Origin of the sequence: Pseudomonas rhodesiae (genome assembly GCF_013285305.1) — a bacterium.
In the GTDB taxonomy this organism is placed as follows: Bacteria; Pseudomonadota; Gammaproteobacteria; order Pseudomonadales; family Pseudomonadaceae; genus Aquipseudomonas; species Aquipseudomonas rhodesiae.
The window spans coordinates 1,267,528-1,286,282 of the sequence record NZ_CP054205.1 but is presented as its reverse complement, the minus strand read 5'-3'; the positions used below and the strand labels follow the sequence as shown (position 1 = coordinate 1,286,282).

16 protein-coding genes are annotated in these 18,755 nt (G+C 62.1%); 10 read left to right on the top strand and 6 right to left on the bottom strand.

Annotated elements, in window-relative coordinates:
• The first annotated feature begins 114 nt into the window (after positions 1-114).
• Together ssp4 and HRH33_RS05720 are read left to right on the top strand one after the other, a co-directional pair.
• Entirely contained in the window at positions 115-981 is an 867-nt protein-coding gene (ssp4, locus tag HRH33_RS05725; RefSeq protein ID WP_243269810.1) for an Ssp4 family T6SS effector, read from the top strand.
• Positions 971-1,426, top strand: a complete 456-nt coding sequence (locus HRH33_RS05720; protein ID WP_243269811.1) for a hypothetical protein — start codon at positions 971-973, stop codon at positions 1,424-1,426. Before ssp4 ends, HRH33_RS05720 begins: the two co-directional genes overlap by 11 nt.
• Before the next feature lie 26 nt (positions 1,427-1,452).
• Here HRH33_RS05720 and HRH33_RS05715 read toward each other — a convergent pair whose 3' ends face one another.
• Genes HRH33_RS05715 through HRH33_RS05700 form a run of 4 tightly spaced genes read right to left on the bottom strand, consistent with a single transcriptional unit; the run spans position 1,453 to position 6,213 of the window.
• Positions 1,453-2,313, bottom strand: a complete 861-nt coding sequence (locus HRH33_RS05715; protein ID WP_034095985.1) for an efflux RND transporter periplasmic adaptor subunit — start codon at positions 2,311-2,313, stop codon at positions 1,453-1,455.
• A gap of 10 nt (positions 2,314-2,323) precedes the next feature.
• On the bottom strand, positions 2,324-2,524 hold the full coding sequence (locus HRH33_RS05710; RefSeq protein WP_034095984.1) for a DUF1656 domain-containing protein: 201 nt from the start codon (positions 2,522-2,524) through the stop codon (positions 2,324-2,326).
• A complete protein-coding gene (locus tag HRH33_RS05705; protein WP_034095983.1) occupies positions 2,514-4,691 on the bottom strand; it encodes an FUSC family protein in 2,178 nt (725 codons plus the stop codon). The genes HRH33_RS05710 and HRH33_RS05705 overlap by 11 nt, the downstream gene beginning before the upstream one ends.
• A 10-nt stretch (positions 4,692-4,701) precedes the next feature.
• Positions 4,702-6,213, bottom strand: a complete 1,512-nt coding sequence (locus tag HRH33_RS05700; protein WP_167417272.1) for an efflux transporter outer membrane subunit — start codon at positions 6,211-6,213, stop codon at positions 4,702-4,704.
• 190 nt (positions 6,214-6,403) lie between these two features.
• Between HRH33_RS05700 and HRH33_RS05695 the strand changes: the two genes are divergently transcribed.
• The 6 genes from HRH33_RS05695 to HRH33_RS05670 all read left to right on the top strand — a co-directional run bounded on the left by HRH33_RS05695 (position 6,404) and on the right by HRH33_RS05670 (position 13,060).
• Positions 6,404-8,599 carry a hypothetical protein gene (locus HRH33_RS05695; RefSeq protein WP_167417273.1) on the top strand — a complete coding sequence of 732 codons (2,196 nt, stop codon included), beginning with the start codon at positions 6,404-6,406 and terminating at the stop codon, positions 8,597-8,599.
• Between the two features lie 99 nt (positions 8,600-8,698).
• Positions 8,699-9,667, top strand: coding sequence for a LysR family transcriptional regulator (locus tag HRH33_RS05690; protein ID WP_034095981.1), 969 nt, complete (start codon positions 8,699-8,701; stop codon positions 9,665-9,667).
• 119 nt (positions 9,668-9,786) lie between these two features.
• On the top strand, positions 9,787-10,761 hold the full coding sequence (locus HRH33_RS05685) for a 2-hydroxyacid dehydrogenase (RefSeq protein WP_034137031.1): 975 nt from the start codon (positions 9,787-9,789) through the stop codon (positions 10,759-10,761).
• 64 nt (positions 10,762-10,825) lie between these two features.
• Positions 10,826-11,728 carry a chemotaxis protein CheV gene (locus tag HRH33_RS05680; RefSeq protein ID WP_034111821.1) on the top strand — a complete coding sequence of 301 codons (903 nt, stop codon included), beginning with the start codon at positions 10,826-10,828 and terminating at the stop codon, positions 11,726-11,728.
• A 3-nt stretch (positions 11,729-11,731) separates the two neighbouring features.
• Complete coding sequence (locus tag HRH33_RS05675) at positions 11,732-12,214, top strand: GNAT family N-acetyltransferase (RefSeq protein ID WP_167417274.1); 483 nt, start codon at positions 11,732-11,734, stop codon at positions 12,212-12,214.
• A gap of 102 nt (positions 12,215-12,316) precedes the next feature.
• On the top strand, positions 12,317-13,060 hold the full coding sequence (locus tag HRH33_RS05670) for a YkgJ family cysteine cluster protein (protein ID WP_167417275.1): 744 nt from the start codon (positions 12,317-12,319) through the stop codon (positions 13,058-13,060).
• A 28-nt stretch (positions 13,061-13,088) separates the two neighbouring features.
• On the opposite strand, the gene HRH33_RS05665 is transcribed toward HRH33_RS05670, so the two are convergent.
• Both HRH33_RS05665 and HRH33_RS05660 read right to left on the bottom strand, forming a co-directional pair.
• The gene (locus HRH33_RS05665) at positions 13,089-13,877 is read right to left on the bottom strand and encodes a transporter substrate-binding domain-containing protein (RefSeq protein WP_094065335.1); all 789 of its coding nucleotides are present in this window, start codon (positions 13,875-13,877) and stop codon (positions 13,089-13,091) included.
• A gap of 164 nt (positions 13,878-14,041) precedes the next feature.
• A complete protein-coding gene (locus tag HRH33_RS05660) occupies positions 14,042-14,275 on the bottom strand; it encodes a hypothetical protein (RefSeq protein ID WP_034111815.1) in 234 nt (77 codons plus the stop codon).
• 214 nt (positions 14,276-14,489) lie between these two features.
• On the opposite strand from HRH33_RS05660, the gene HRH33_RS05655 reads away from it, so the two are divergent.
• A complete protein-coding gene (locus HRH33_RS05655; RefSeq protein ID WP_167417276.1) occupies positions 14,490-15,656 on the top strand; it encodes an efflux RND transporter periplasmic adaptor subunit in 1,167 nt (388 codons plus the stop codon).
• Positions 15,653-18,748, top strand: coding sequence for a multidrug efflux RND transporter permease subunit (locus tag HRH33_RS05650; protein WP_167417277.1), 3,096 nt, complete (start codon positions 15,653-15,655; stop codon positions 18,746-18,748). Before HRH33_RS05655 ends, HRH33_RS05650 begins: the two co-directional genes overlap by 4 nt.
• The last annotated feature ends 7 nt before the right edge of the window (positions 18,749-18,755 follow it).

The following is an 18,755-nucleotide window of genomic DNA, read 5'->3' as shown; positions in this document are numbered from 1 at the left end:
TACCAGGAAACTATCCACAGGCTCTTTCACCTCTGTCTCCTTACAGTTGAAAGGATGCCTAGCAACTTCATACGAAGCGGTGTGCCGGATGCACACACCACGACTCGCCAGCGATTGACCAGCCTGCTGGACCTGCCTGAGCTTTATCGAACCATCGACGCCATCCCAGCCATCGTCGGGGCTGGGGTGGTGCATATTGGCAGCGACTATCAGGTGACGGTGCTGCGCGAATTTGTGCCGTTGTGCAGTATCAGGCCCAAGCGAGTGATCGTGCGGGAAGTGGCAGGGCCGGCGATGTCTGCCGATGAGTATGCGCAACTCGCGGCAAGCTCGTCGCGTGAGTCGCAGCTGTGGAAAGAAGCATCGGGAATGGCTCTATCATGCGGCGGTGCTGTACTTGGAATCTACTTCGCCAAGGCAGGCGTCGCGGCGGCTCCCCTTAGCGCGGGTTCAAGTCTTGCAGTCACTTACATTGCTTACACGGCTGCTGCTGCTAGTGGCGTGCAATGTATCAACGGTCTTTGGCGAACCTACAAAGAACTCACCAACCCGGCAGAAAACGACTATTACGACAGCTTGAATTGGTATCAGACAATGAGTTTGGCCTTAGACGGCATTTCATTGGTTGGCGCAGGAAGCACTAGCTTTGTCACAGTTAGAACTGTCATGACTATCAAACATGCGACGGGTCGCAACCTGACTGATATTTTGAGACACATGAGCCGCCAGGATCGCGCAAAACTGACCAACGAAATACTACGCCTGCAAAACCCCCGTCATCCCCGCGAAATAATCCGACTAAAACAGCTGGCCGGAAAACTTCCCAAACGCTTTAGCAATCCCCAACTACGCCAGGACATTCTCCTTCAACTTGGCGATCAGCTGGGCGCCATTCTTGCCGTGACTGGCAGCAGCCTATCTGGAAATACCAACCACATCATCATCGCAATTTATGAGGAGTTCGAGAGCTATGATCACTAAAGTCGAGCCCTCGCAGCGCCCCGGTACAGTTCGCATCTACACCAAGCGCTTTGCTTTCACTGTAGGGACCGCGGTTTCGATGAACTTGGTCAGTAGCGCGGGCAATCTGTCACATAGTCTGTCTTACTACACCCGAATCCACTATCTCCCCAGCGCATACGCGGTAGCGGCAAGCGTCATACTCGTGATGAGTATGTGCATTGGTTTAGCCTTGGTAATGAGGGGGTTTCGCTCAGGCCCCCCCGCACTTGTGAGTGTTGCAATTTTGAACGCTTTGCTTGCAGCGGAATACTTAGGTAACCACCCCGTTACCTTGTTTGCGCTATTTCCATTGTTTCAATCGCTGTTCTGCCTGCTGATCCTTAACACAAGAAACCATCGCCGCTACGTCAGCATGCTGCGGGTCAAACGTCGACGAAAAATAAGAGCCCACGCAAAAACCTGAAGCAGTGCCTGATCTGCCCCCACATCTCAATTCTGCGTTTGGTCGACGATCACGGTGCAGGTGATCCCCGCCGCCAACAGCACGCCTTGCGGCACTTCATCGATATGAATCCGCACTGGCACCCGCTGGGCCAATCGCACCCAGTTGAAGGTCGGGTTTACATCAGCGATCAGTTCACGGCTTTCGGGGTTGTCGCGGTCGTAGATGCCGCGGGAGATGCTTTCCACATGGCCCTTTAGCGTCTCGCCGCTCATCAGTTGCATATCGGCTTTGTCGCCGACTTTCACATGGGGCAACTTGGTTTCTTCGAAGAAGCCGTAGACCCAGAACGAGTGCATATCCACCACGGCCATCTTGGGCTCGCCGATGCGGGCGTAGTCGCCGCGATGGACGTTGAGGTTAGTGACGTAGCCGTCCACGGCCGCCACGACCTGAGTGCGTTTCAGGTTGAGTTCGGCTGCTTCCAGCTGGGCCTGCGCATGTTGGTAATCGGCCAGGGCCGAGTCGGCGATGTTGCTGGCGTCGTCGCGGTTTTCCTTGGAGATGACCAGGGCGTCCAGATCGGCGCGGCGGTGGGCGTTGACCTTGCGCATTTCCCAGGTAGCTTTGCGCGAGGCGACCAGCGCCTGGGCCTGTTTGACCGCGATGCGGTAGTGCTCCGGGTCGATCTGCATCAGCAGGTCGCCCTTTTTTACCAACTGGTTGTCGCGCACCGGCACGTCGACCACTTCACCGGTAACGTCGGCGGCGACATTGATGATGTCGGCGCGCACGCGACCATCGCGGGTCCACGGGGTTTGCATGTAGTGCACCCACAATGTGTGGCCAATCCAGATCGCCAGGGCCAGTACCAGCAAGGTGGCAAGCAGGCTGAAAAACTTTTTCATCAGTGCATTCTCAACGGTAGACGCTCAGCGCCAGGGCGCCGAACAGGCAAACGAACAGGCTCAGGCGCAGCAACGCCGGATGCCAGAAAAACCGGTACAGGTCGAAGCCGGCCAGGAAGCGATCCAGGCCCCAGGCCAGCACTGCGGCAATCAGGAACATCAGGGTCATGGTCGGCATATAAATGCCGTGGAACGCGATTTCACGGGGCATGCGGGGCTCCTTTGAGGGCCGCCAGGGGTGATTGCGGGTCCAGCAACGAGGTACGGATAAAGTGCAGGTAGCTTTTCACCCGGCGCAGGGCCGAGGTATCGAAGTGCGGGGCGAAGGGTTCGTCGGTGGCCTGCACGCGGCTGATCGCATGGTCGACCGCGACCAGCCCGCGCTCCAGGTTGCTCGCGCTGGGTTGCAGAAACAGCCGCACCAGCGAGCGCCCCATCACGCGGATCGCCTGGCGCCACGGCTGGGATTCGGCGTACGCCGGGTGCACCGGCAGGATTGCCTGTTCCTTGCGCAACTCGATGATCGCGTGGCCGACCTCCAGCACCACAAACATCCAGCGCAGCAAGTTGCGCTGCACTTGCGGCTGGCCGACGGCGAGGCCATAAGCCTGGTGCAACAGGTCGCGGGTACGGCTCTCGAAACTGGAGGCCAGGCCCTTGAGCTTGCCGCTGATGGCATACACCACCTGTTCGCGCAGGTCCTGTTCCAGGCGGCGCCACAACCAGCGGCTGTTGGGCGGCAGGATGATCGCCCCTGCCGCCGCACACACCAGCATGCCGATGATCATGGCGATGTAGTCGTTGATAAAGGTGTAAGGGTTGTAGACCGTGAGGTTGTCCGGCACCGAGCCGGTGCTGAAAAAGATCAGCAGGCCCACGCCGACACCGGCGTATTGCGGGCGTGAGGCAAGGAATGCGCCCAGGATGATCACCGGTGCGAGCATCACGCACAGCAACGGGAAGCCATCGATCCAGGGGAACACGAAGAACATTTCGACAAAGCCCACCAGGGCACCGATCAAGGTACCGCAGGCCATCTGGAACGCCATGCGCTTGGGATTGGGCGTGGCGGCGGACAGGCCGACGGTGGCCGCTGCGATCATCGTCATCGTTGCGCCGCTGGGCCAGGCGGTGGCCACCCAGTAGCTGCCCAGCACGATCAGGATGAACGACGCACGAATCCCCGAAGCGGCGCAGGCCAGCCAGTTGGTTTTCGGTGTGTAGGGTTCGTCCCAGTCTTCCCGCGCATGGCTGTGCTCGGCCAGGGAGGCGTGGGTTTGCGCGTAGTTATGCAGGTCGTCGACAAAGCGGTACAGCAACTCGTAGGCGGTGTGAAAATCCAGCTGTTCGGCGTCGCTGGGGTTGCCCTCCTGAAAGCGCGCCCGCAGGCTGCGCACCGTGGCCGGCAAGCTGTCCTTGTAGGCGCTGAGTTGGTTGACCAGCCGCGCAGCATCGGGGCTGGTGAGGGCGCGGCCGGAGAAACCGTCGAGCACTTCGGCGAGGTCTTGCAGGCCCGGTTTGATCGCGGCCACCACATGGTCGGCGGCATCGGTGCGCAGGCGTTCAAGCAACTGGTGCAAAGCGTTGAAGCGGGTGGTGATACTCATGAATTCGCTGTTGAGGCGACTGAGGCGACCGTTGCGCCGACGCATGTGCGGGTCTTCGAACACCGTGATACTGCGCAGCCCCTCCAGGCCCACGGCTTCGGCGATGAAGCGCACGTTGCTGGCCTCGAAGCCGTCGCGCTGGCTGCGCCCGCGCAGGCCATCGGTGACGAACAGCGCGAACACGCCAAAGCGTTGGTAGAGCGCGTTGCGCATGGCGGCGCTGGAGGTCTGCGGCAGGATCGCGGCACTGACCAGGGTCGAGCAGATGATCCCCAAAGAGATCTCCAGCACACGCCAGACTGCCGCCATAAAGGCGCCGTCCGGATGCGCCAGGGCCGGCAGGCCGACCATTGCGGCGGTATACCCGGCCAACACAAACCCATAGGCGCGAAAGTTGCGGTTGCGCGTGGCGCCAGCGGTGCAAATGCCAACCCAGATCGCCAGCGCACCGAGAAACAACTCGGTGTTCTGCGCAAACAGGGCGATCAACAAGACCATCACCGCCGACCCCGCCAGGGTGCCGAGGAAGCGGTAAAAACTCTTGGCGAACACTTGGCCGCTCTGCGGCTGCATCACGATAAATACCGTGATCATCGCGGTGCGCGGTTGCGGCAACTCCAGCCGCATGGCCAGCCATAGCGTAAGGAATGCCGCGATCAGTACTTTGAAGATGTATACCCAGGTCACGCCGTCGCTGCGTGCCCAATCGAAGAAACCACGGCGCCACTCAAGGGAACGCAGCCAGCGCAGCGGTGCAGGCAAGGGAGTCATCGCAACCTTCTCAGTGATCGAACGCGGCCAGCGCCGCCGGGGTCTTGCTCGGAACGGTCTTGGCGGGTGCCGGCACGTCGTCGCCGGCACCGAGGCCGCCGCCCAGGGCGGTCACCAGTTCGGCATGGGCGCTCAGGCGTGCGGCCTGCACTTGCTGCTCGATCTGTTGCTGGCGAAACAGCAGGGTCTGGGCGTTGAGCACGTTGAGGTAGTCAGTGAGGCCGCGCTGATAGGCGATCATTGCGATGTCGTAGGTTTTCTGCGCCGAGGCCACCGATTGCGCGGCGAAGGTCTGCTGCTTGTCCATGGACTCGCGACGGATCAACTGGTCGCTGATGCCCTTAAGCGCATTGACCAGGGTCTGGTTGTAGCGTGCCACCGCGATGTCATAGCCGGCGCTGGCTTCGCCCAGTTGCGCGCGCAGGCGGCCGCCGTCGAAGATCGGCAGCGTGATGGCCGGGCCGACGCTGTAGTTGAATTTTTTGCCAGCCAAAAATTCCAGCATGCCGCCGCCGGTGGCCATATAACCGAGGCTGCCGACCAGATCGACGTTGGGGTAGAAACCGGCATGGGCCACATCGATGCCCCGCGCCTGCGCTGCCACTTGCCAGCGACTGGCAACCACATCCGGGCGTTGGCCAAGCAGTTGCGCGGGGACACTCGACGGCAACTTGAGCGGCGCGGCCAGGGACAGGCTCGGCCGCCGCAACTGCGCGCCCTGCCCCGGCCCCATGCCCGCCAGCGCCGCCAATTGGTTACGGCTCAGGGCGATGGCTTCGTCCAGCGCATCCAGTTGCCGATGGGTTTCCGGCAACGGCGATTCGGCCTGGCTCACGTCCAAATGCGTGCCAATCCCGGCGTCGAGGCGTTTGTTGGCCAGGTCGAGGATCTGCTGTTGCTGGGCCAATGTGGCGGCGACGATATCGCGATTGGCGTAGTGCAACGACAGTTGGATATAGGCGCGCACCACGTTGTTTTGCAGTTCGAGCTGGGCCTGACGCGCTTCGGCGGCGCTCATATGCGCCAGGTCCACCGCGCGCTCGGAGGCGTTGCTTTCGCGACCCCACAGGTCCAGGGCGTAGCTCAAGCTCAGGGACGTATTGTTGTCCCAGGTGTTGGCACCGCTCAGCTCGCCAGGGCCGTAGAACTGATCCTTGGGCCAGTTGTGACGTTTGAGGGTGGTATCGCTGTTGACCTGCAGCGCTTCGGCCGACTCGGCCAACCCGGCCATGGCCCGCGCCTCACGCACTCGCGCCGCCGCCATGGCCAGGCTTGGGCTGTGCTGGGTAGCGAGGTCGACCCAGTGATCCAGTTGCGGGTCGCCGTAGGCTTGCCACCACTGCACGGTGGGCCAATGGGCGTCTTGCGCGGCGTGCTGGATCGCCTCGTCGGTGGCCAGTTGATTGGCGTCGAGGGCCTGGCCTTGTGGGGCGATTCCTCCGGTTCCGATGCAGCCGCTGATTGCTAACGATAAAGCCCAAACACTGAGAGTCTTCAGCTCTCTGCTGATGCGACGCGGCACGGCAAGCGAATTCCTGAGATGGGTGAAGCGGGAGAGGTGACGCAATTCTAGGGCGCGCGGGGGATGTCGATAAGCAGGCATTCCTGTGAATCTTTGTTACCGTTCAGGCGATAATCCTGGCGCTTGCCCTACATAGTTCGGTGCGCAGAACCTTACAGAATGGGCGATAGTCAACCTTGCGGAGCCGCCCATGCTTCCTCCCTTGAGCGTCATTGCCCCCACTGCCGCCCATCTGACACCCGCCGACGCCTGCGCCAGAGGCTTGCGCAGGCAACTGCATATCCATCCCGAACCGCTGACCCCAGGCATGTTGCCTTTGCAACGCGATGTGCGCTGGATCCTCGACACGGTGCTGGAAAAAGTGGTGAACCTGGCCGGCGACCCGCGTGATAACCAGGCGATCGAAGCGCTTCACCGCACACTGTCCAACAGTCCGGCCAGGCTGGAGCTGACAGCTGAAGAACTACCCGATTGCTATGTTTTTTTCAAAAAGGCCGAGCACCTGCTCAAGCGCCACCGCAGCGCCGATGCTCCGGACATCGAAGCCGACTATCGTTTGTGCCGCGCGCTCAAGTGGCAGTTCCGCGCCGCTGCCAGCGATGCCAGGCACGCGCATCTGACCCAAGGCGTGTTGTCGGCGCTGGGTTATATCGATGCCGGTGGCAAACGCATCAACCATCGCCACCTTGGCTACGAATTCGCGCTGGAATCCACGCGGCAGTTAAGTGCAGGACCTTACCTGTCAGCCGACTCCCTGGTGGAAACTACCGACGACCAGCGCATCAGGAGCACCCGCGTGGTTGCCCTACTGGGCAAGCTGAACTCGACACTGGCGAACGTGACGGCGGCCACGTCAGGTCATCAACTGGGAATTGGCTATTTATCTTCACGGGAATACCCAAGCCTTGGGCACTATGCCGACGCCCGCAGCCACTCCGTGCGTACATCCCTAAGTGAAAATATCGCCCGGACGGTACGGAATCTTCCGGCCATTTTGAGTGACCGTTTTCATTTGCAAAGGCATCGGGACTACAGCGCACAGAGCCGGCCTTACACCCGGGAGGCACTGGCCGGCAATGGCCTGGGGGACGTTGAATTGCCCTGCCTGCAACACACCGACCAGCCGCTCATGACCGAACGCGGTTTTAAAATGACTGCAGACAGCAAACTGGCGCTGGATGTCTTCAGCTTCCTGAAGGTCAACACTTCGATGGCGCTCACATTGCAACGCACTGTCCAATCCAAGACGCTCGATATCCTAGGCCTGTACGACACCGCGCCGGGGCTAGCCCGGCAGCAACTGGCCGCCCGGCAATCATCGTCGGACACGCTGTTCAAGCTGCTGGAGGATCTGAATGCGCATGTGGCATCCAGCAGCCGACACTTTGTTCAACAGCTCAACTCATCGCGCGCAAACGCCGTGGTTGACCTGCGTACTCAACAGGCCCACTCGCTGCTGGAGCGCTACGTACTGCTTCAGAGCCTGGGACCTGTCGATCCAGTGGTAAACGCCGACATACGCGACCTGATCCAGCAGCACCGCGCCCTTCTGCGTCCGCAGGCGTTGTGCGTCTATCAAATAAAGGCCTCGAGCCAAATACTGAGCGGGTCGGTAAGCGCCTCGGTCTCATCCCAAGCCGAGGGTGGTAAAGGCGTGACCCTTGAGGTCAGCCACCGAACATCCGACGATCCACATCTGAGTGGCGACTACCTGTCCATTGATATCGCCCCGCTCAAGTGCAAAAAAGGGGTGGCCGCGGCACTGCGCGAAGTACTCGCAGCCCTGGGTAAGCAGACCTTTGACTGGGATGAACTGATCCGCTCCATCAGCGCTTCGCTGCTCGACCCCGCCCGACAACCGTCCATCCATGTATTGGTCAAGATCAAGCATGGGCAACCGGTGGTGCTTCTGACCCGTCATACCCGCGACAAGCATCGCGACCTGGCCTTGCCGGAACCGCTCAGCCACTACACCGGTGTCCAGTTGCAGTCCTTGCGCACCCGGCAATCGCTGCACAAGGAGCAATGGGGCACCGATTCGCTGGACCACCTGCTACCGATCGCCCGCCGCTACCTGGCCAACCCCGAGGACAGGCCCGGCTGGGACCTTTATATACAGGCACACAGCGAAGACCTGTCGAAGTTGCTCGACGCCATGGGCCGACAATCGCCCGGCAGCGTCCTGAACGCTGAGCTGGACGCGCTCAGGCGCATCGGCCCGGCACTCGATCAGGCGGTTGAAACGCTGACACAGCAGGCCGCCGACGCGCTTGCGGCGCCGACACCGCAAAGCCGTGCTCGGACGCGACAGGCACTGGACCAGATGCTGCTGGCCTACATGCCGCATTATGTGGCGAAAGTCAGCGAGGCCTGGACATTGCAATGAGCGCTGGCAGGCGTTTTCCTCGACTTAGGTCGTGCCCAGTGGATACACACCTGCTGGCAACTTCATGTCACAATTTGCCATCGCCCTTGAGAACCCCCCATGGACACTTTGCAAAACATGCGCGCCTTCAGTTGCGTGGCCGAAGCGGGCAGCTTCACCGCCGCCGCCGCCCAACTGGACACCACCACGGCCAACGTCTCGCGCGCGGTCTCCAACCTTGAGGCCCATCTGCAAACCCGCTTGCTCAACCGCACCACCCGTCGCATTGCCCTCACCGAGGCGGGTAAACGCTACCTGCTGCGCTGTGAACAGATCCTGGCCTATGTCGAGGAAGCCGAAGCCGAGGCCAGCGACGCCCACGCCCGTCCCGCCGGGCAACTCAAAGTGCACACCATGACCGGCATCGGCCAGCATTTCGTGATCGATGCCATTGCCCGCTACCGCCGCACGCACCCGGACGTTACCTTCGACCTGACCCTGGCCAACCGCGTGCCGGACCTGCTCGACGAGGGCTACGACGTGTCCATCGTGCTGGCCAGCGAATTGCCGGATTCGGGTTTCGTATCCCAGCGCCTGGGCATTACCTACAGCATCGCCTGCGCTTCGCCGGACTACGTCAAGACCAAAGGTTGCGCACAGCGCCCCCAGGACTTGCTCAACCACGCGTGCCTGCGCCTGGTCAGCCCGGTGATCCAGCTGGACAAATGGACGTTCAATGGCCCCGAAGGCCAGGAAAGCGTGGCGATCAACACCTCGCCGTTCCTGGTGAACTCGGCCGACGCGATGAAAACCGCCATCACCAGCGGCATGGGCGTCGGCCTGCTGCCGGTGTATGCCGCCATCGAAGGCCTGCGTAACGGCACCCTGGTGCGGGTCATGCCCAACTACCGCTCCCAAGAGCTGAACCTGTACGCCATCTACCCATCACGCCAATACCTGGATGCGAAGATCAAGACCTGGGTGGAATACCTGCGCGGCTCGCTGCCGGAGATTCTGGCGGCTCATCAGGCCGAATTGGTGGCGTATGAATTAAGCGGCAGCTTGGGTGGGGTGCGGTTGGCTAATTGATAGCCAACAAACAACCCATTGGGGCCTGTGCTCAGATTGGCTCGGCGGTGTCCTGACAACCGCCGACAGGAATGTTAGCGTGCTTGGCATTCTTTCGTAGTCGATGAGCCCCGCCTGCCATGAAAAAGACTGTCCTCGCCTTCAGCCGCATCACCGCGCCGATGATCGAACGCCTGCAACAGGATTTCGAAGTCATCGCGCCCAACCCCAAGCTGGGGGATATCAATGCGCAATTCGCTGAAGCCCTGCCCCACGCCCACGGCCTGATCGGCGTGGGCCGCAAGCTGGGCCGCGCGCAGCTCGAAGGCGCGGCCAAGCTGGAGGTGGTATCGAGCGTGTCGGTGGGCTACGACAATTACGATGTGCCGTACCTCACCGAGCGTGGAATCATGCTCACCAACACCCCCGACGTACTGACCGAAAGCACCGCCGACCTGGCCTTCGCCCTGCTGATGAGCAGTGCGCGACGCGTGGCCGAGCTGGACGCCTGGACCAAGGCCGGGCAATGGAAGGCCAGCGTCGGCGCACCGTTGTTCGGCTGCGATGTGCATGGCAAGACCCTGGGCATCGTCGGCATGGGCAATATCGGCGCGGCAGTCGCGCGGCGCGGGCGTCTGGGTTTCAACATGCCGATCCTGTATAGCGGCAACAGCCGCAAACCGGCGCTGGAACAAGAACTGGGCGCGCAGTTTCGCAGTCTCGACCAGTTGCTGGCCGAAGCGGATTTCGTCTGCCTGGTGGTGCCGTTGAGCGACAAGACCCGTCACCTGATCAGCACCCGCGAGCTGGGGCTGATGAAGCCCAGCGCCATCCTCGTGAATATTTCCCGCGGCCCGGTGGTGGACGAGCCGGCGCTGATCCATGCCTTGCAGAACCACATCATTCGCGGCGCGGGGCTGGACGTCTACGAACAGGAACCTTTGGCCGAGTCGCCGCTGTTCCAACTGAGCAATGCCGTGACCCTGCCGCACATCGGCTCGGCCACCACCGAAACCCGCGAAGCCATGGCCAACCGCGCCCTGGACAACCTGCGTAGCGCCCTGCTCGGGCACAGGCCCCAGGACCTGGTGAACCCGCAAGTGTGGAAGGGCTAAAGCCTGGGCCGCGGAGGTCGATAACCTTCCATAGATCGTCCTCCCTGATTCACAGAAGGTTTTTATGCCTACCTCCAAAGCCCGCGCAGACTCACTCTCGCTTCTGCTCTTTACCTTGCGCAGCGGCAAGCTGATGGCCATCAACCTGCTGAAAGTCAGCGAAATCATCCCTTGCCCGCCGCTGACCAAACTGCCGGAGTCCCACCCGCACGTCAAAGGCATCGCCACCCTGCGCGGCTCCTCACTGTCGGTGATCGACCTGAGCCGCGCCCTCGGCGAGATGCCGCTGGAAGATCCGAACGGTGGCTGCCTGATCGTCACCGATGTGAGCCGTTCCAAGCAGGGCCTGCATGTGCAGGCGGTGAGCAAGATCGTGCACTGCCTGACCACCGATATCCGCCCGCCGCCCTACGGCTCCGGCGGCAACCGCGCGTTTATCACCGGGGTGACCCAGGTGGAAGGCGGCCTGGTGCAGGTGCTCGACATCGAAAAAGTGATCCACGGCATAGCCCCCGCACCGATTGAAACCGCACCCACCGACCTGACCATGGAAGAAGCCGAAGTGCTCGGCCATGCGCGGATTCTGGTGGTGGATGACAGCCAAGTGGCGTTGCAGCAGTCGGTGCACACCCTGCGCAACCTCGGCCTGACCTGCCACACCGCGCGCAGTGCCAAGGAAGCCATCGACGTACTGCTTGAACTGCAAGGCACCGGCGAAGAGATCAACGTGGTGGTATCGGACATCGAGATGTCCGAAATGGACGGTTACGCCCTGACCCGCACTCTGCGCGAAACCCCGGATTTCCAGCACCTCTATGTGCTGCTGCACACCTCCCTGGACAGCGCCATGAACAGCGAAAAAGCACGCCTGGCCGGGGCCAACGCGGTGCTGACCAAGTTTTCCTCCCCAGAACTGACCAAGTGCCTGGTGGTGGCCGCCCAGACCGTGGCGCAACAAGGCCGTTGATCGATGGTTGAGTATTTCCAACTGCTACGCCGCCCGCTCGGCGGCAGCCTGCCCGCCCCGCAGTGGCCGGCCGGTACGCAGCTGGATCATTACCGAGAAGAACTGGCGCCGGCGATTCATGCGGTCCTGCGCATGACCCAGGACCAAGGCGGCGGGCGCGTGCCCGACCTACCCACCTGGCAGGCTCAGTTCACCACCGATGCGGAGTTCGACCCCACCCTGTGTCTGGTGGCCAGCAATCCGTCGGGCATTCTCGGCGTGGCGCAATGCTGGACCAGCGCGTTTATCAAGAACCTCTGCGTGCATCCCTGCGCTCAGGGCCAGGGGCTGGGGCGGGCGTTGTTGCTGCACGCGTTCCAGGTGTTCAAGCAGCGCGGCGAACCCTACGTGGACCTCAAAGTACTGGAAAGCAACCTGCGCGCCCGGCGGCTGTATGAAAGCGCGGGCATGGGCTTTGTGCTGCGCGGCGTGGTTGACCGCGAGTGACTGGCGCATAACTTGCTTCCAGAGACGCACAACGGCGAACAGAGGTAAAAACCCGTCACCGTTGCCGCGTGCCCTCTGACCTAGCCTGGTAGCAGATCCGCCATGAATACCCATTTTTCCTGCGTCGGTTGCGGCAAGTGCTGCTCTGACCACCATGTCCCGCTGACCCTTGACGAAGCCCGTATGTGGGCGGCCGACGGCGGTAACGTCATCGTTCTGGTGGAAGGTTTTCTCGGCAACGGCCTGGGCCTGCCCGCCCATCAACGCGAGCATGCCGAACGGCGGTCGGTGGTGGTTCCCAGCGGCACTGCCGAAGCATTTGTGGCCATCACGTTTGCCGCCTACAACGCCGGCCCCTGTCGGAATCTTGACGAAGATAACCTGTGCCGCATCTATGAACGGCGCCCACTGGTGTGTCGCATCTACCCGATGGAGATCAACCCGCATATCCCGTTGAACCCTGCCGCCAAGGACTGCCCGCCAGAATCCTGGGAACAGGGCCCAGCACTGATCGTCGGGGGTCAATTGGTGGACCGGGAATTGGCGCAGTTGATTGAGCGCTCCCGTCAGGCCGACCGCGACGACGTGCAGACCAAGGAAGCGGTGTGTGCACTGCTGGGCATTCGCACCACCGCGCTCAAGGGCGATGGGTTTACGGCTTACTTGCCGGACATGGGCGCGTTTGCCCAGGCGATTGAGCACGCGGCGCAGCAACCAAAAGTGGCCAGTGAGTGGGTGTTTCATGTGTCCGGGCTGGACATCGCCGAGCAGGTGCTGGATGCCGGGGCGCAGATTGCGACCGAGGTGCCGGCCAACTACGCATTTATCCCGTTGCGGGCGGCGTAAGTCGCTGCGCCCCTCGGCTGCTCACATACTAGCCGTCATGCCCGATGGGCGGGGCATCGAGGCGGTAGGGTTGAACGATGCGCTGATACTCGCCGTTGTGCATAAGCTGCTCAAGGGCGCGGTTGAGTGCTTGGCGCAACGCGGTATCCGGCTTGCGCACCGCAATCGCCACGCCATCGCCCAGCAACTCGGCGGAAACGGGAGGGCCCAGAAAGTCAAAAGCCTGGCCCTCGGGGGTATCGAGTAAAGCCTCGCGAATTTCCACGGTGCCTTGCAAGGTGGCATCGATATCCCCCGCCACCAGGCTGCGGACCAGTTCGTCATTGAGCCAGAAGCTTTTGACGATCACACCTTTGGGCGCCCATTTCGAGCGGGCGAAGGCTTCACGGTTACTGCCCAGCAGCACGCCGACACGCTTGCCCTTGAGCGAGCGGGCAGAGGGCTGCAAGCCGGAGGCTTTGCGCGCCACCAGGCGGGTGGTAAAGGGATAGAGAAGATCGGTGAAGTTCGCCCAACGTCGCCGTTTGGAAGTGGGGGCAATGCCCATGATTGCGTCAAAGTGGCGGGCATCCAACGCACGGAAGTCTTCGACCTGCACTTGGTCGACCCAGGTGCAGCGCACATTCAATTGCACGCACAAGGCATTGCCCAACTCGATGTTCAAGCCGACCAGTTGCCCTTGCGGGTTGCGACTCTGGAACGGAGGGAATTGTGCGGCAACGGCGAAACGGATTTCGTCACGCGGTTGCTCAGCGGCCGCCACGGCATCCACCGACAGCAACAGGGCAAGCGCTACACACAGGTGTATCAAAGCCACGGGAAACATCCTTTTCCGGAAAGACCAACTTCACCATCCCTGCGCGGTAACCCTGGGGGCATGGAAGAAGCTGGCAAGCTTTCTGGAAACGGATGTCATCCTACAAGCAGAAATATCAGCAGTATTTGTAGGCAAACGCCATTACTAACCGACCGACTTTATTCTCAGCGTTTACCCATGGAGCGCCGAGTGCCCGGCGGGGCCATGCCCGGGGTTTTGGTGTGGCCGTTCTTGGCGCCGTTCTTGTACCAAGGCTGTGCGGCGTTCTTGGCTCCGGCGAGCTCACCCGGCTTGAAGGGAAACTTGAACGCCGGGATCTCGGCCTTTTCAACGCCTTCGGCGCTGGCCGGATCGGCGAGGTCGGCCGCTTCAACAGGGGATTGTGTCGGGGAATTCATGGAAGCTCCGGAGCATGCAAAAAATGAAGCGAAGCCGGCTTGCGGGCTTCGCTGGCGCGCAGTATACCTGCCCGCCTCGGATCTTTAACCACCGCCTGTACGAATGGTCGGCGTTTGCTGACAGCGCTGTCAGTTAGCAGTCACCTTGCTGACCGGGTTGGCGGGCTATAAAGACGGCCAACCCTTTCACTCCTCTGTCCCGGCGCCTCAGCCCATGCACATTCAGCGAAAAACCGCCCTGATCGCGGTTGTCCTCGTGGTATCCGCGATTGCCCTCTGGGCCGTGACCCGCCCGGCCAAGCCCCGGCTGGCGGCGCCCAGCGCGATCCCGGTTCGGGTTGTGAACGTGACGCAGCAGGATGTGCCTCGGTTTGTCAGCGGCATCGGCACGGTGTTGTCGCTGCACAGTGTGGTAGTGCGCCCGCAGGTGGACGGTATTCTCACCCGATTGCTGGTCAAGGAAGGCCAGTGGGTCAAGGCCGGTGACCTGTTGGCTACCCTGGATGACCGCTCGATTCGCGCCAGCCTCGATCAGGCCAGGGCGCAGTTGGGCGAGAGCCAGGCGCAGTTGCAGGTGGCGCTGGTCAACCTCAAGCGCTACAAGGCGTTGAGTGTCGATGACGGCGTGTCCAAGCAGACCTATGACCAGCAGCAAGCCCTGGTCAACCAGCTCAAGGCCACCGCCCAGGGCAACCACGCGGCGATTGATTCGGCTCAAGTGCAGCTTTCCTACACGCAGATTCGTTCGCCGGTCAGTGGCCGAGTCGGTATTCGCACGGTGGATGAAGGCAACTTCTTGCGCAGCAGCGATGCCCAGGGGCTGTTTTCCGTGACGCAGATCGACCCGATCGCCGTGGAATTTTCCCTGCCGCAGCAGATGCTGCCGACCCTGCAAGGCCTGATCGCCGCGCCGGAAAAAGCCAGTGTCGACGCCTATCTGGGCGCCGACACCGACGGCCAGACTGGCGATTTACTGGGCCGGGGCCATCTGAGCCTGATCGACAACCAGATCAACTCCACCACCGGCACCCTGCGCGCCAAGGCCGAGTTCAGTAACCCCGCCCAGCGCCTGTGGCCCGGCCAACTGGTGACCCTCAAGATCCAGACCGCCCTCGATAGAGACGCCCTGGTGGTGCCGCCGACCGTGGTGCAGCGCGGTCTGGATTCGCACTTTGTGTACCGGGTCAACGGTGACAAGGTCGAGGTGGTGCCGGTGCAGGTCACCTATCAGAACAGCGACCTCAGCCTGATCCGGGGTGTGCAGGTCGGGGATGTGCTGGTCAGCGATGGTCAGTCGCGGCTCAAGGCCGGCGCCCGGGTCGAGGTGCTCAAAGAGCCGCCCCAGGTGATCCAGACCGTCGACGCCACGGTGCAGCCATGAACGGCAGCCGCTCTCCGTCGGCCTGGTGTGTCGACCATCCGGTCGCCACCTTGCTGCTGACCTTCGCTCTGGTACTGCTCGGGCTGATTGCCTTCCCGCGCCTGGCTATCGCGCCACTGCCGGAGGCGGAATTTCCGACAATTCAGGTCAGCGCCCAGTTGCCCGGCGCCAGCCCCGACACCATGGCCTCGTCCGTGGCCACACCGTTGGAAGTGCAATTCAGCGCGATCCCCGGCGTGACCCAGATGACCTCCAGCAGCGCCTTAGGCTCCACCCTGCTGACTCTGCAATTCACCCTCGACAAAAGCATCGACACTGCCGCCCAGGAAGTGCAGGCCGCGATCAACACCGCGTCCGGCAAGCTGCCCAGCGATATGCCGAGTTTGCCGACCTGGAAGAAGGTCAACCCGGCGGACAGCCCGGTGCTGATCCTCAGCGTCAGCTCCGACAGCATGCCCAGCACCGAACTGAGCGACTACGTGGAAACCCTGCTGGCCCGACAGATCAGCCAGATCGACGGCGTCGGCCAAATCAACATCACCGGTCAGCAACGTCCTGCGATCCGCGTGCAAGCCTCCCCCGACAAACTCGCGGCCATCGGCCTGACCCTCGCCGATATCCGCCTGGCCATCCAGCAGTCGAGCCTGAACCTGGCCAAGGGCGCGATCTACGGCGATAACAGCGTATCGACCCTGTCGACCAACGATCAGTTGTTTCATCCCGAGGACTACGCACGGTTGATCGTGTCCTACAAGGACGGCGCGCCGGTGCAATTGCGCGATATCGCCAAGGTCATCAATGGTTCGGAAAACGCCTACGTGCAGGCCTGGTCCGGGGACACACCCGGGGTAAACCTGGTGATCTCACGCCAGCCCGGCGCGAATATCGTCGAGACCGTGGACCGCATCCAGGCGCAGTTGCCGCGCCTGCAAGCCATGCTGCCAGCCTCGGTGCAGGTCAGTGTGCTGAGCGACCGCACCAAGACCATCCGCGCCTCGCTGCATGAGGTGGAAGTGACCTTGCTGATCGCGGTCCTGCTGGTGGTGGCGGTGATGGCGTTGTTCCTGCGCCAACTGTCGGCCACGCTGATTGTGTCCAGCGTGCTCGGCGTGTCGTTGATCGCCAGTTTTGCCCTGATGTACCTGATGGGCTTCAGCCTGAACAACCTGACCCTGGTGGCCATCGTGATCGCCGTGGGCTTTGTGGTGGACGATGCCATCGTGGTGGTGGAGAACATCCACCGCCACCTGGAGGCCGGCCTCGATCAACGCGCGGCGGCGATCAAGGGTGCCGGCGAGATCGGCTTTACAGTGGTGTCCATCAGCTTTTCGCTGGTGGCGGCGTTTATCCCGCTGCTGTTCATGGGCGGCGTGGTCGGACGCCTGTTCAAGGAGTTCGCGCTGACCGCCACCTCGACCATCCTGATTTCGGTGGTGGTGTCCCTGACCCTGGCACCGACCCTGGCCGCGTTATTCATGCGCGCGCCCAGCCATCACGCCCATGCCAAACCCGGTTTCAGCGAGCGCCTGCTGGCCGGCTATGCGCGTAACTTGCGGCGTGCACTGGCCCATCAGCGCAGCATGCTGGCGATCTTCGGGGTGACTCTCGCGTTGGCCGTGGTCGGTTACGTGTTTATTCCCAAAGGGTTCTTTCCGGTGCAGGACACCGGTTTCGTGCTCGGCACCAGCGAGGCGGCGGCCGATGTGTCGTTCCCGGACATGGTCGCCAAGCACAAAGCGCTGGCCGAGATCATCAAGGACGACCCGGCGGTGCAGGCGTTCTCCCATGCGGTTGGGGTGACCGGCAGCAACCAGACCATCGCCAACGGCCGCTTCTGGATCGCCTTGAAAGATCGCGGGTCGCGCGATGTATCGGCCAGCCAGTTTATCGACCGCGTCCGCGCGAAACTGGTCAAGGTTCCGGGCATCGTGCTGTACCTGCGCGCCGGCCAGGACATCAACCTTAGCTCCGGCCCCAGCCGCGCCCAATATCAATATGTGCTCAAGAGCAACGACGGCCCGACGCTCAACACCTGGACCCAGCGCCTCACCGAAAAACTGCGCGCCAACCCGGCCTTTCGCGATCTGTCCAATGACCTGCAACTGGGCGGCAGCATCACTCACATCAGCATCGATCGGCAGGCCGCCGCGCGGTTCGGTCTGACCGCCACCGATGTGGATCAAGCGCTGTATGACGCCTTCGGCCAGCGCCAGATCAACGAATTCCAGACGGAGATCAACCAATACCAAGTGGTGCTGGAGCTGGACCGCCAACAACGCGGCAAGGCCGAGAGCCTGAACTACTTTTATCTGCGCTCGCCGCTGACCAACGAGATGGTGCCGCTATCGGCCTTGGCCAAGGTCGACCCACCGACCGTGGGGCCGTTGTCCATCAGCCATGACGGTATGTTCCCGGCCGTCAACCTGTCCTTCAACCTGGCACCCGGTGTGGCGCTGGGGGATGCGGTGATCATGCTCGACCAGGCCAAGGCCGAGATCGGCATGCCCAGCACCCTCATCGGCACCTTCCAGGGCGCGGCCCAGGCGTTCCAAAGTTCATTGGCCAGCCAGCCATGGCTGATCCTCGCGGCGCTGGTGGCGGTGTACATCATCCTGGGGGTGCTGTACGAAAGCTTCGTGCATCCGCTGACGATCATCTCGACCCTGCCTTCGGCGGGCCTTGGCGCGCTGATCATGCTGACCTTGATGGGCCAGGACTTTTCGATCATGGCGCTGATCGGCCTGGTGCTGCTGATCGGCATTGTGAAAAAGAACGGCATCCTGATGATCGACTTCGCCCTGGAGGCTCAGCGCGTGCGCGGGCTGGCGCCCCAGGAAGCGATTTATGAAGCCTGCTTCACGCGGTTCCGGCCGATCATCATGACCACCCTCGCCGCCCTGCTTGGCGCGGTGCCGCTGATGCTCGGCGCCGGGCCAGGTGCGGAGCTGCGCCAGCCGCTGGGCATCGCCGTGGTCGGCGGGCTGCTGGTGAGCCAGGCGCTGACGCTGTTCACCACGCCGGTCATATACTTGTACCTCGAAAAAATTTTCCATCGGCCCACACCAGCGCCCGCGCTGGCGACCACAGAATGAGGCGGGG

Bases quoted from the DNA above. Each gene is read 5' to 3' on its own strand.
- HRH33_RS05715 (WP_034095985.1), bottom strand. From the start codon at position 2,313: ATGAAAAAGTTTTTCAGCCTGCTTGCCACCTTGCTGGTACTGGCCCTG.
- HRH33_RS05720 (WP_243269811.1), top strand. From the start codon at position 971: ATGATCACTAAAGTCGAGCCCTCGCAGCGCCCCGGTACAGTTCGCATC.
- HRH33_RS05710 (WP_034095984.1), bottom strand. From the start codon at position 2,524: ATGCCCCGTGAAATCGCGTTCCACGGCATTTATATGCCGACCATGACC.
- HRH33_RS05680 (WP_034111821.1), top strand. From the start codon at position 10,826: ATGCCTACCTCCAAAGCCCGCGCAGACTCACTCTCGCTTCTGCTCTTT.
- HRH33_RS05685 (WP_034137031.1), top strand. From the start codon at position 9,787: ATGAAAAAGACTGTCCTCGCCTTCAGCCGCATCACCGCGCCGATGATC.
- HRH33_RS05660 (WP_034111815.1), bottom strand. From the start codon at position 14,275: ATGAATTCCCCGACACAATCCCCTGTTGAAGCGGCCGACCTCGCCGAT.
- HRH33_RS05690 (WP_034095981.1), top strand. From the start codon at position 8,699: ATGGACACTTTGCAAAACATGCGCGCCTTCAGTTGCGTGGCCGAAGCG.
- HRH33_RS05650 (WP_167417277.1), top strand. From the start codon at position 15,653: ATGAACGGCAGCCGCTCTCCGTCGGCCTGGTGTGTCGACCATCCGGTC.
- HRH33_RS05675 (WP_167417274.1), top strand. From the start codon at position 11,732: ATGGTTGAGTATTTCCAACTGCTACGCCGCCCGCTCGGCGGCAGCCTG.
- HRH33_RS05695 (WP_167417273.1), top strand. From the start codon at position 6,404: ATGCTTCCTCCCTTGAGCGTCATTGCCCCCACTGCCGCCCATCTGACA.
- HRH33_RS05670 (WP_167417275.1), top strand. From the start codon at position 12,317: ATGAATACCCATTTTTCCTGCGTCGGTTGCGGCAAGTGCTGCTCTGAC.
- HRH33_RS05655 (WP_167417276.1), top strand. From the start codon at position 14,490: ATGCACATTCAGCGAAAAACCGCCCTGATCGCGGTTGTCCTCGTGGTA.
- HRH33_RS05705 (WP_034095983.1), bottom strand. From the start codon at position 4,691: ATGACTCCCTTGCCTGCACCGCTGCGCTGGCTGCGTTCCCTTGAGTGG.